Origin of the sequence: Plantibacter sp. VKM Ac-2885 (genome assembly GCF_015351205.1) — a bacterium.
Classification (GTDB): domain Bacteria; phylum Actinomycetota; class Actinomycetes; order Actinomycetales; family Microbacteriaceae; genus Plantibacter; species Plantibacter auratus.
This window is the reverse complement of record NZ_JADKSK010000002.1, coordinates 136,673-148,366: the sequence shown is the minus strand read 5'-3', so window position 1 is coordinate 148,366 and position 11,694 is coordinate 136,673. Positions and strand designations below refer to the sequence as shown.

Genomic DNA, 11,694 nt, shown 5'->3' with positions numbered 1-11,694 from the left:
GCGACGCTCAGGATCCGGACTGACCGCGACCGGTGGCGTTCTGCAGCCGGTCGATGTGCTCGGAGGCCTGCGCCTTCGTCAGGTCGGCGGGGAGCTCCTCGCCGGCCTCGCGCGCCAGGGTGTCGAGGTAGCTGCGCTGCGGGCCGGTCATCGGCTCGTCTCCGGTGACCCAGTCCTCGGGGTCCTTGCTCGCGCTCGTCGAGCTGTCGTCGCCCCGGGCTCCGAGGGTCTCCTCGGTGGCGCCGATCGTCTCGGGTGCTCCGGAGGTCGTGGCGTCAGGGGTCGTTGCATCGGTCTGTTCTGCGTCAGTCATGCGGCAACGGTACGTCGAGTGGGCGATCGGGCAGGAGGGGTTGCGCGGCCCGCGCGATCGGTGTCGGAATAGCGACGGACGACCCCCGGTTGACCCAGGCGACCGCGTGCGGCCGCACCGTCCACGAAGGAGACCCATGTCCGACACCGCTTCCGGAACCGACCGATCCGCCGACGAGCCGACTCCGTCGCAGGGCATCACCATCGGCATCCTCGGCGCCGGCAAGGTCGGCACGGTCCTGGGACGACTCGCGGTCGCCGCCGGATACCGGGTGCTCATCAGCGGATCACGCGACGCCGCCCGGATCGCCCTGACGATCGACGTCCTCGCTCCGGGTGCCGTCGCCACGACCGCCGCCGAGGCAGCGGCCCAGGCCGACCTCGTCATCCTCGCGCTGCCCCTCGGCAAGCACCGGTCGGTGCCCGTCGACGAGCTGCGCGGCAAGCTCGTCATCGACGCCATGAACTACTGGTGGGAGGTCGACGGACATCGCGACGACCTCAGCGCGCCGGAGACCTCGACGAGCGAGCTGGTCGCCGCCTTCCTGCCGGAGTCACGGGTCGTGAAGGCGTTCAACCACATGGGGTACCACGACCTCGACGGGGAGCCGCGTCCGGCCTGCACGCCGGGCCGCAAGGGTATCGCGATCGCCGGCGACGCCCCCGCGGACCGTGCAGCCGCCTCGGCCGTGGTCGACGCCCTCGGGTTCGACCCCGTCGAGATCGGACCGTTGCGCGCGGGCGTCGTCCTCGAACCCGGACACGAGCTCTTCGGGGCGAACATCGGGGCCGACGAGATCCGCGAGGTCGCCGAGGTGCGGGCATTGGCCGAAGCCGAGGCGGGCGTCCGCTAGGCGACGCGGCGGGTTCCAGCGTCAGATCAGTCTCGACCGTTCGGTCGCGGGGTGAGCGCCGCTGAGCGGATCACCTCCGCGAGCTCGCCGGCACGGCTCCACATCGGCCAGTGACCTGTCGGGAGGTCGACGACCTCGACCGTCTCGAGCCCCGCGACCTCGGCGAACATGGGGTGTCCGCCTCGGGCCAGGTCCAGCACTTGCGCGCTCGGGATCGAACAGCACACCAGGGTGGTCGGGACGGCGGCGCGGGCCTCGTTGGTCAGCTCGACAGCCTGTCGGAGGACGGACCCCGGCTCGGGGACCGCCCGGGCGCGGAACCGGTCGAGGACCTCGGCGCTCAAGCCGTCGAGGCTCGCCTGCTGGGCGAGGACGTCGAAGGCCGGGAGCGGAAGCTCGTCCACGTCGTCCGGGAGGTCCGGCGCGAAGACCGTTCCGGACGCCAGCGGGCCGGAGTCCACCCAGACCACCCGGCGGACGAGCTCCGGATGCCGGTCGAGGAGCAGGCTGACGGGCGCGTTGGCGCCGCTGTGCGCGACGATGACCGCTGGGTCGTCCGCGGAGACGTCCCGCCGGGCGAGGACCTCCGTGATCGCGGCCACTTGGTCGTCGAGGGTCCTGCTGGACCGGTCGGGATCGGCGTCGTCGAGGCCGGGCAGGGTGATCGCGACGGCGCGCGAGCGGTCGGGGTCGAGATGGTCGATGACGTCGTCCCAGGCCCAGGCGCCCAGCCAGTGGCCGGCGATGAGGATGATGGTCGGGGTGTCGTTCTGTGTGTTCATGACTCCAGCCTGAAGCGCACTCCAGGCAGCTGTGTGTCACTATTTCTGTCATGAATCTCGAACTCGTGAGCCGATGAAGCGGGCGGAGCGGCTCCACGCCCTGTCCGAGACACTGCGTCGGGGTGGATCGCGAGGAACCTCCGCCGAGCGGTTGGCGAGGGACTTCGGCGTCTCGGTGCGCACCGTCAAGCGAGACCTGCAGGCGCTCGAGCGGAGCGGGGCGCCCATCTGGTCACGCCCCGGACCAGGTGGCGGATACGGCTTGGCCGTCGGGGCGACGCTACCCCCGGTCAGCCTGTCTCCGGTGCAGGCGGTGGCGCTCATGTCGGCGGTGTCCGCGGCACCCGACGCCCCCTACGCGGACCTGGCGGCCGCCGGAGTGCAGAAGATCCTGGACGTCCTCGACCCCAGGACCCGGGCACGAGCCGACGCACTGGCCGGTCGGATATGGGTCGATGCGCCCCCGACCGCTTCGCGCGTCGTCCGATCGGCGCTCGAAGCGGCGATGGCCGAGCAACGGGTCGTCCGCATCCGGTACACCTCGCGGGCCGGGAGCACGACCACGCGCGACGTCGAGCCCGTGCTGTTCGCCTCGACGAACGGTCAGTGGTACCTCGTCGGATGGTGCCGAATGCGCGACGCCATGCGGTGGTTCACCGTGGCGCGCATCGAGCGAGCCAGCGTGACGTCGGTGGGCTGCAGCGGCCACACGGTGAAGGAGGTCGGCGACCCTCCCGCGAACGCGGCCCCGGTCCACGGTCGGAGGGAGGATCGCTGAGGCGGCCGGTCAGCCCCGCGTCGACTGCTCGCGCTCGAACTCGTCCCGCCAGGAGTACTCGGGCTCGAAGCCGAGCCGTGTGCGGGCCTTGTCGATGGACATGAGCGTCTCGAACTCGCCGAGCCCCGCCCGCAGCGGGACACCGGGGAAGTGCGTCGCCACGAGCTCCGCCGACGGCACGGTCGTCCCGTTGTCGGAGGCGCACACGTCGTAGACCTCGAAGCCGGGCTCCGCCCGCGCCAGCGCCAGCGCGACCGCCTGCGCACCGTCACGTGCGTCGACATAGCTGAACAGGAGATCGCGTCGGTACCCGGGCTCCGACGCCCGCGCGAAGGTCCCGTACTCCCCCGGCGCCACGACGTTCGTGAACCGCAGCGCCGTGATCGACGTCCCGTCGGCCCACCGCACCAGCTGTGCGGCCATCGCCTCCTCGGCGACCTTCCCGAGCGCGTAGGTGTTGTTCGCGCGACTGACGGTCTCGTCCATCGGCAGGAACTCGGGCGCCTCCTCGAACGGGAATCCCATGGCCGTGATGCTCGACGCCGTCACGATCGTCCGGATCCCCGCCCGCAGCGCCGCGTGCAGCACGTTGAACGACACGGTCAGGTTGTTGTGGAACGTCGCCGCATCCGGCACGAGCCCGTTCACCGGGATCGCGGCCAGGTGCACCACGGCGTCGAGACCTGCGAACCTCGCCGTCACCCCGAGCAGGCTGTCGATCGTCTGCCCGTAGTCGGCCAGGTCCACACGGGTGAACCCCGGCCCGGCCGCGCCCGCGACGTCGAGCCCGTGCACGTCGTGGCCGTCCCGCCGCAGGCGTTCGACGGTGGCGGAGCCGAGCTTGCCCGAACTCCCGGTGACGGCGATGCGCATACCGACGATCCTAGGCTCGGGCCGGGAAGTCAGCAGGCAGCGGGAGTGCGGTCACCACGTGCCCGGCGGCGTCCTCGTCGTTCGCATGCAGATGACCGACGCGCCCACCGGCCGGGAGTCCCGTCTCCGTGAAGAAGCCGCGGATCGTCTCGTACACTTCGACGATGTCGTGGGTGTCGCCGGCCTGCGTCAGCACGATGTCGCCCGACTGCACGTAGCGCTCACCACCGTCGACGAGCACCTTCCCCTTGCCCTCGGTGATGAACCAGATCTCGTGGTCGTCGTGGTGGTGCCGGTCGAACCGTCCACCGTCGACCGACACCGCGAAGCGCCCGATCGTGCCGATCTCGCTCCAGTCCGGCTTCGAACCCGGATGCACCCAGGAGCCCGGTTCGATCACCGGCATCAGCGGTCCTGCTTCCAGCTCGGGGCCGTTCCGGCGTCGAGGATGCGCGCGTCGGGCAGGCCGTCGAGCCCCGTCTCCGCGCCACCCGGCGTGTACACGACCGACAGCCGTAGCGGGCGCCACGTCGTGTTGTAGGTGGAGTGCACGGTGTCGTTCGGGATGTACACGGCGTCGCCCTCGCGGATCGGGAACGCCGGACCGTCGCCGACCGTCTGGACCCCCTCACCGGAGATCACCGTGATGACCTCCTCCTCGCCCGGGTGCTGGTGGGGTGCGTGGCCCTGCCCGGGGTAGACGATGACCTCGCCGACCGTGAGCCCGGCGCCCTCGTCGAGATGCGGGGTGACGAGCCACTTGATGGTGCCCCAGTCGAAAACCCGGGTGGGGACCTCGTCGGGGCGACGGCCGGCGGTGGCAGGGGTGATGGCGTGTTCGGTCATGTGAGGCTCCTCATCGAGTGGTCGTGCGGTGGGCGGTGCGGGCGGTGCGGGCGATCAGCGGGTCTGGATCGCCTTGAAGTCCTCGATCTGGCGCTTGATGGCGCGCTCGGTCGGGAGACGCTCGACGGATGATGCGCCGAAGAACCCGGAGACACCCGTCGTGTTGGCGAGGATGTAGGCGGCGTCATCGGGCTCGGCGATCGGACCGCCGTGGCACAGCACAATGACGTCAGGGTTGATCGCGACGGCCGCGTCCCGCATCTCCTGCACCCGGTGCGCCGACTCCTCCAGCGAGAGCGCCGTGGTCGCGCCGATCGTGCCGGCGGTCGTGAGGCCCATGTGCGGGACGAGGACGTCGGCACCCGCCTCGGTCATCGCGACCGTCGACTGGACGTCGAAGACGTACGGCGCCGTGAGGAGGTCGCGCTCGGCGGCGAGGCGGATCATGTCGACCTCGAGGTCGTAGCCCATGCCCGTCTCCTCGAGGTTCTGGCGGAAGACGCCGTCGAAGAGCCCGACGGTCGGGAAGTTCTGCACGCCGGCGAACCCCATCGTCTTGAGTTCGTCGAGGAAGCGCTCCATGATCCGGAACGGGTCCGTGCCGTTCACACCGGCGAGCACCGGGGTGTCGCGGACGATCGGCAGCACCTCCCGGCTCATCTCCACGACGACCTGATTGGCGTCCCCGTAGGCGAGCAGCCCCGACAGTGAGCCGCGACCGGCCATCCGATACCGGCCGGAGTTGTAGATGATGATGAGGTCGACGCCTCCCGCCTCCGCTGACTTCGCCGAGATGCCGGTGCCCGCACCGGCGCCGATGACGGCCTCACCGCGCGCGACGGTGGCGCGGAGACGTTCGAGTGCGATGGTCCTGTCCATGGTCAGTCCTCTTCGGTTGTGCTGTGCTGGCCCGTGCTGTCCCGCTCGATCAGGGCGTGCAGGGTGTCGGCTGCGATCCTCGCGAACACCGGATCATTGAGGTGTTCCGGACGGTCGACGACGGTGACCGCACTGCCCGCCACGCCCGCGAGCACCGCATCGACGAGCGCCGTGTCCGCCGCCGGGTCACGGAAGGGCAAGCCCTCGGCGTCGAGCGCCGAGACACCGCCGCGCGGGATCAGCAGGACGGTGGGGGCCTCGGCTCCTGCGAGCTTCGCCCCGATCCGCTCGCCCAGTTCGCGGTTCTCGTCGACCGTGGTGCGCATGAGCGTCACCGTCGCGTTGTGGACGAAGAAGTCGCGATCGGAGAACCGCTCCGGCACGGTGTCGCGAGGGCCGAAGTTCACCATGTCGAGCGCACCGAGGCTGACGAGCTGCGGGACACCTGCCGCGCCGGCCGCGGTGAGTCGGTCGGGGCCCGCCGTCAGCACGCCGCCGACGAGGTCGTCGGCGAGTTCGGTGGTGGTGAGGTCGAGGACCCCCGCGAGCATGCCACTGCGGGCGAGTGACTCCAGCGCCTGCCCACCCGAGCCGGTGGCGTGGAAGACGAGGACCTCGTAGCCGAGTTCGTCGAGGCGCTCGCGAGCCACGTCGACCGCGGGCGTCGTGACCCCGAACATCGACGCCCCGACGAGCGGGCGGTCCGTCCGTTCGGCGGACGAGGCCGGACCGCGCGCCTGCGCAGCCGCCGCCATGCCGGCCATGGCCGCCACCGCGTTCCCGAGGACGGCACGGGAGATCTGGTTGATCCCGGCGATGTCGACCACGCTGTACATGAGCGTCACGTCGTTCGCGCCGACGTACGGCGCGACGTCCCCGGACGCCATCGTCGACACGAGGAGCTTCGGGGCCCCGATCGGCAGTTCGCGGAAGACCCGGGCGGCGATGGCCGACCCACCGCTGCCGCCGAGGGCGAGGACGGCGTCGACCCGCCCGGAGGCGTGCAGCCGGCCGATCACGGTCGCGGCACCCTCGGCCATCGCGCTCACGGCGGCGCCACGGTCCTCCGCGGCGAGCAGCGTCTCGAGATCGGTGCCGGCGGTGGCCGCCACCTCGTGGTTCGGGTGGTCCACGGCAGCGATGTACCCGTGGGGCTCGCGCGTTCCGGCGTCGACGACCACAACGTCCGCGCCCAGTTCGCCGAGACGCTCAGCGACCCATCGGTACTCGGCACCCTTCGTATCGAGGGTGCCGACGAGGGCGACCGTCGGTCGGACTCCGGCTTCGGGTGCTGTCATCGTCGCTCTCCATCGTCGTCGTCGTGAGCGCAGGACGGCCGCGCATCGGCGCGCCCCACCTGACGGATCCGCTTCGACTCCGCCAGCGCCTCCATCCTGGTCCAGGTTTTGAAACGTGTCAAGAAGTGTCGCCCTATCCTCGCTTTCTCGTATACCAACGCTGTAGCATCAGGTTTTGAAACGTGTCAGAGCTGATCGCCGAGCGAGCTGCGACGCGCCCTGCCTGACGAGAGGACCAGCAGCCACGATGGTGACCACGAGCGCCCCCAGATTCGAGCACGTCCGCGAGGCCCGCGGGATCGGCGACGCCACCCCGAGGCTGAGCTGGACGAACCTGGCCCCCGCCGGCTGGGAGCAGCACGCCGCCGAGATCGAGATCACCCGCGACGGACGGGTCACGACCACGGGACGGGTCGCCACCGGTGAATCCGTCCTCGTCGCCTGGCCCGCCGCTCCACTGCGCTCGCGTGAGGTGGCATCGGTGCGCGTACGGGTGTGGGGCACCGACAGCGGCCCTGGTCAGGCGATCGAGGCGGCCGACTGGAGCCCGTCGTCGACGGTCGAGGCCGGCCTGCTCGCACCGGGCGACTGGGTCGCGGTGCCGGTAGCAGCCGACTGGGATGAGGAGCCGGAGAGCGACACACGTCGGCCACCCTTGCTGCGGCGGGACTTCACCGTCGGTGCCGACCTCGTCTCGGCGCGGTTGTACCTCACGGCGCACGGCGTCTACGAGGCGGAGATCAACGGTCGTCGCGTCGGGGACGAGGCGCTCGCGCCGGGCTGGACCAGCTACGCGAGCCGGCTGCGCACGGCGACGCACGATGTCACCGACCTCCTGCAGCCAGGCGACAACGCCATCGGCTCCTGGATGGGCGACGGCTGGTACCGGGGCCGCTTGGGGTGGCGCGGTGGCTTCCGCAACCTGTTCGGCTCGGACCTGTCGCTCATCGCCCAGCTCGAACTCCGCTATGAGGACGGTCGCGTCGAGACCATCGTGACCGACGAGCACTGGCGCGCCTCGTTCGGCCCCATCATCAGCTCCGGCAACTACGACGGTGAGCACTACGACGCCCGCGAGGAGCTCCCCGGATGGTCGGAGCCCGGCTTCGACGACAGTGGGTGGGCCGGCGTACGGATCGGCACACGCGACCCCGCCACCTTCGTCGCGCCGCAGGGACCCCCGGTGCGCGCGACGCAGGAGGTCGCGCCGATCGCGGTCCTCACGAGCCCGAGCGGCAGGCGCATCCTCGACCTCGGCCAGAACCTCGTCGGTCGACTGCGGATCCGGGTCACCGGTCCGGCGGGCGAGACGGTCGTGATCCGGACCGCGGAGGTCATGCAGGAGGGCGAGATCTACACCCGTCCACTCCGCGAGGCGAAAGCGACGGACAGCTACACCCTTGCCGGCCGCCCGGCCCCGGCCGACGGAGGTCCCGCGGAGGAATGGGAGCCGCGGTTCACGATCCACGGCTTCCGGTACGCGGAGATCACCGGATGGCCGGGCGATCTCGACGTGGCGGTCGCGAACGGCGACGTCGTGGCGCGGGTCTACCACTCCGACCTCGAGCGGACGGGCTGGTTCGAGAGCTCCGACGAGCGGGTGGACCGCCTGCACGAGAACGTGCTGTGGAGCATGCGTGGGAACTTCGTCGATCTCCCCACCGACTGCCCGCAGCGGGACGAGCGCGTGGGCTGGACCGGCGACCTGCAGGTCTTCGCACGCACCGCCTCGTTCCTGTACGACGTGTCGGGCATGCTCGGCTCCTGGTTGCGCGACGTCGCGGTCGAGCAGCACGAGGACGGCACCGTGCCCTGGTACGTCCCGTTCATCCCCGACGATGGCCAGTGGACGCCGAACCGACCCGGCGCCGTGTGGGGCGACGTCGCCGTCCTCACCCCGTGGGTGCTCTACGAGCGCTTCGGCGACATCGGCGTCCTGGCGGCCCAGTACGACAGCGCGAAGCGGTGGGTCGACCTCGTCCACCGGCTCTCCGGCCCTGACCACCTGTGGAACGAGGGGTTCCAGCTGGGCGACTGGCTCGACCCGGCCGCACCACCGGATCGCCCGGCGGAGTCGCTCACCGACCGCCACCTCGTCGCCACCGCCTACTCGGCCTGGTCCACGGCGCACCTCGCGAAGACCGCCGCCGTGCTCGGCCGAGTGGACGACGCCGAGCACTACGCCGAGCTCGCTGAGGCGACCCGCAGGGCGTTCCTCGCGGAGTACGTCGGCGAGGACGGGCTGATGACGAGTGATGCGCAGACCGCGTACTCGCTCGCGATCGCGTTCGAGCTCCTGCCGGACCCGGCGGCCGTCGACCGCGCCGGCGAGCGGTTGAGCGCCCTCGTCGCCGCCGCCGGCAATCGCATCGCGACGGGCTTCGTCGGGACGCCGATCGTCAGCGACGCGCTGACGACGTCGGGCCATCTCGACCGCGCCTACGACCTGCTGCTCGAGGACGAGTGCCCGTCCTGGCTGTACGCGGTGGGACAGGGCGCGACCACGATCTGGGAACGCTGGGACAGCATGCTGCCCGACGGGACCGTGAACCCGGGGCAGATGACCTCGTTCAACCACTACGCGCTCGGAGCGGTGGCCGACTGGCTGCACCGGGTCGTCGCCGGTATCGCTCCAGCCGCACCCGGCTACCGCTCGATCCTGTTCCGGCCCCGACCCGGCGGCGGGCTCACCCACGCCTCGGCCGTGCACCTGACGCCCTACGGGCGGGCCTCGGTCGCCTGGCGGATCGTCGACGGCACGCTGCACGTCGAGGTCGAGGTGCCCACGGGGACGACGGCGATGATCGACCTCCCCGGCCACCCGCCGTTCCCCGTCCGCTCCGGCCTCCACACCGTTGCTCGCGAACTGTCACTTCCGGCTAGTGTGCAGGCCTCGCACTAGCCGCAGGCGACAGTTCGCGGGCGGAATAGGGGGGAACTGGGGCCGGTTGAATCAACCGTGAAGAAGATCGGGTTCCTGTCCTTCGGACACTGGCAAGACGTTCCGGGCTCCAGCGTGCGCACCGGGCGTGACGCACTGCTGCAGAGCATCGACCTCGCGGTCGCGGCGGAGGAGGTCGGCGTCGACGGCGCGTACGTGCGCGTGCACCACTTCGCCCGGCAGCTCGCGTCGCCGTTCCCGCTCCTGGCGGCGATGGCGGCGAAGACCTCGACGATCGAACTCGGCACCGGTGTCATCGACATGCGGTACGAGAACCCGCTCTACATGGCCGAGGAGGCGGCGGCCACCGACCTCATCAGCGACGGCCGACTGCAGCTCGGCGTGAGCCGGGGATCACCCGAGACAGCCCTCCGCGGGTCGGAGTCGTTCGGTTACGTTCCGGGCGACGATGAGACCGATGCGGACATCGCCCGCTCGCACACCGAGGTGTTCCGCGCGGCCATCGCCGGTGCGGGCGTGGCGCGTGCCAACCCGCAGATGACGGGGACCAACGGCCTGCTCGCGATCCAGCCGCAGTCGCCGGAGCTCGGCGAGCGCATCTGGTGGGGCGCCGGCTCGCGGTCCACGGCGGTGTGGACTGCGGAGCAGGGCATGAACCTCATGTCGTCGACGCTCCTCACCGAGGACACCGGGGTGCCGTTCGACGAACTGCAGGCGGAGCAGATCCAGATGTTCCGTGACGCCTGGTCAGAGGCCGGTCACGAGTGGCAGCCGCGGGTCTCCGTGAGCCGCAGCATCCTGCCGCTCATCGATGATGAGACGCGCCGCTACTTCGGACTGCGCGCCCAGGCAGACTCGAAGGACCAGGTCGGACACCTCGACGGCGGACTCGCGCGCTTCGGCCGCAGCTTCATCGGCGAGCCCGACGTCATCGCCGCAGAGCTCGCGGCCGACGCCGCCGTGCAGGCCGCCGACACCGTCCTCGTCACCGTCCCGAACCAGCTCGGCGTCGAGTTCAACGCGCGCATCCTGGAGTCGATCGTCAAGGACATCAAGCCGGCGCTGGGGTAACCCCGGGGATCACAACTCCTGCTGATCGCCCGTCTGCAGGTTGACATGCGCACCAGGCGCTGCCCTCACGGTCGACGGCGAACCGTCCGCAGGAGTTGTGGTCGCCGGACTCAGCCCAGCAGCTCGGCGAGCGCCGCGGGCACCTGCCACGCGCCGGCCGCATCGCGCTCGAGCGGGAGCTCGGCGGTGATCGCCGGGCCGGCGGTCGGGAGCGGGGCGATGACGCGCGGCGTCGGAGCCCAGGTGACCTGGAGGCCCGCTGCATGGAGCTCCTCCACGTCGAGCACGATGAGCACGAGCGGCAGTTGGAGCGACCCGTACACGCGCTCGAGCACCTCGGGCAGCCGGTCAGCGGTCGTCGCGTGGACGAAGCCGGCGTCGACGAACGGCACGGCTCTCGTCGACACCTCGTACTCGCCGAACGGCCGACTGGCCTCCCAGTCGTCGACGATCGCGACATGCAGGATCTTCGTCATCTCCACCCTCTCCGTTTAATGAGACGTTACCGTATCATTAGAGCATGGAATCGAGACGTGGTCGCCCGACGGCAGCCGAACGCGAACGTCGGCGCGACGCGATCCTCGACGCCGCCATCCGCCGGTTCACCGAGCACGGGTTCGGCGGGACGACGATCGAGGCGATCGCCGCCGACGCGGGCGTGACGAAGCGGACGATCTACACCTGGTTCGGCGATCTCGCCGGCATGCTGACGGCGGCGGTCGAACGGCAGCACGGGTACCTCCTCGCGGCCGACGAGCCAGGCTCCGAAGCCGAACCCCTCGAGGACGCGGCGACACGACTCGTGATCGCACTGCACTCGGACGTCTCGATCGCGCTGCACCGACTCGTGATCGCGGAGTCTCCGCGCTTCCCCGAGGTCGCCGCCGGTTTCTACGCCGCCGGCCCGGCCCGCTCGATCGCGTTCCTCGCCGGCCACGTCGGCGAGCGGGCGGAACAGCTCTACACCCTGCTCCTCGGCGAACCGCATCGACGCAGGCTGCTCGGCTTGTCCGCTGCGCCGACGCCGGATGCAGCACGGGCGCACGCCCGCGCGTGCTTGGCGCTTGTCGTCGACGAGTAGTCAGGTGGCCAGCGCCAC

The 11,694-nt window shown here is 70.9% G+C and carries 13 protein-coding genes; 5 read left to right on the top strand and 8 right to left on the bottom strand.

Translation table 11 applies throughout. The annotated features are described in order from the left end of the window. Window positions 1-7: 7 nt before the first annotated feature. Complete coding sequence (locus ITJ66_RS13265; RefSeq protein ID WP_079706423.1) at window positions 8-313, bottom strand: DUF3072 domain-containing protein; 306 nt, start codon at window positions 311-313, stop codon at window positions 8-10. A 136-nt stretch (window positions 314-449) separates the two neighbouring features. Here ITJ66_RS13265 and ITJ66_RS13260 point away from each other — a divergent pair, with 136 nt between their 5' ends. After that, window positions 450-1,166, top strand: coding sequence for an NADPH-dependent F420 reductase (locus tag ITJ66_RS13260; RefSeq protein WP_194644922.1), 717 nt, complete (start codon window positions 450-452; stop codon window positions 1,164-1,166). A gap of 26 nt (window positions 1,167-1,192) precedes the next feature. On the opposite strand, the gene ITJ66_RS13255 is transcribed toward ITJ66_RS13260, so the two are convergent. Next, entirely contained in the window at window positions 1,193-1,948 is a 756-nt protein-coding gene (locus ITJ66_RS13255) for an alpha/beta fold hydrolase (RefSeq protein WP_194644921.1), read from the bottom strand. 73 nt (window positions 1,949-2,021) lie between these two features. On the opposite strand from ITJ66_RS13255, the gene ITJ66_RS13250 reads away from it, so the two are divergent. After that, the gene (locus ITJ66_RS13250; protein ID WP_194644920.1) at window positions 2,022-2,726 is read left to right on the top strand and encodes a YafY family protein; all 705 of its coding nucleotides are present in this window, start codon (window positions 2,022-2,024) and stop codon (window positions 2,724-2,726) included. Between the two features lie 9 nt (window positions 2,727-2,735). On the opposite strand, the gene ITJ66_RS13245 is transcribed toward ITJ66_RS13250, so the two are convergent. Genes ITJ66_RS13245 through ITJ66_RS13225 form a run of 5 tightly spaced genes read right to left on the bottom strand, consistent with a single transcriptional unit; the run spans window position 2,736 to window position 6,622 of the window. Continuing rightward, window positions 2,736-3,599: an NAD(P)-dependent oxidoreductase gene (locus tag ITJ66_RS13245; protein WP_194644919.1), complete on the bottom strand. Its 864-nt coding sequence runs from the start codon at window positions 3,597-3,599 to the stop codon at window positions 2,736-2,738. A gap of 10 nt (window positions 3,600-3,609) precedes the next feature. Then, on the bottom strand, window positions 3,610-4,005 hold the full coding sequence (locus ITJ66_RS13240; protein ID WP_138945500.1) for an AraC family ligand binding domain-containing protein: 396 nt from the start codon (window positions 4,003-4,005) through the stop codon (window positions 3,610-3,612). Further along, a complete protein-coding gene (locus ITJ66_RS13235; RefSeq protein ID WP_194644918.1) occupies window positions 4,005-4,445 on the bottom strand; it encodes a cupin domain-containing protein in 441 nt (146 codons plus the stop codon). Before ITJ66_RS13235 ends, ITJ66_RS13240 begins: the two co-directional genes overlap by 1 nt. A gap of 54 nt (window positions 4,446-4,499) precedes the next feature. Further along, window positions 4,500-5,324, bottom strand: a complete 825-nt coding sequence (locus ITJ66_RS13230; protein ID WP_194644917.1) for a phosphoenolpyruvate hydrolase family protein — start codon at window positions 5,322-5,324, stop codon at window positions 4,500-4,502. A gap of 2 nt (window positions 5,325-5,326) precedes the next feature. Then, a complete protein-coding gene (locus ITJ66_RS13225; protein ID WP_194644916.1) occupies window positions 5,327-6,622 on the bottom strand; it encodes a Tm-1-like ATP-binding domain-containing protein in 1,296 nt (431 codons plus the stop codon). Between the two features lie 247 nt (window positions 6,623-6,869). Between ITJ66_RS13225 and ITJ66_RS13220 the strand changes: the two genes are divergently transcribed. Next, a complete protein-coding gene (locus ITJ66_RS13220) occupies window positions 6,870-9,524 on the top strand; it encodes a glycoside hydrolase family 78 protein (protein ID WP_194644915.1) in 2,655 nt (884 codons plus the stop codon). 57 nt (window positions 9,525-9,581) lie between these two features. Continuing rightward, on the top strand, window positions 9,582-10,595 hold the full coding sequence (locus ITJ66_RS13215) for an LLM class flavin-dependent oxidoreductase (RefSeq protein ID WP_137244175.1): 1,014 nt from the start codon (window positions 9,582-9,584) through the stop codon (window positions 10,593-10,595). 110 nt (window positions 10,596-10,705) lie between these two features. Here the strand turns inward: ITJ66_RS13215 and ITJ66_RS13210 are convergent, their stop codons facing one another. Next, on the bottom strand, window positions 10,706-11,071 hold the full coding sequence (locus tag ITJ66_RS13210; RefSeq protein ID WP_124767605.1) for a DUF952 domain-containing protein: 366 nt from the start codon (window positions 11,069-11,071) through the stop codon (window positions 10,706-10,708). A gap of 44 nt (window positions 11,072-11,115) precedes the next feature. Between ITJ66_RS13210 and ITJ66_RS13205 the strand changes: the two genes are divergently transcribed. Continuing rightward, a complete protein-coding gene (locus ITJ66_RS13205; RefSeq protein ID WP_194644914.1) occupies window positions 11,116-11,676 on the top strand; it encodes a TetR/AcrR family transcriptional regulator C-terminal domain-containing protein in 561 nt (186 codons plus the stop codon). The last annotated feature ends 18 nt before the right edge of the window (window positions 11,677-11,694 follow it).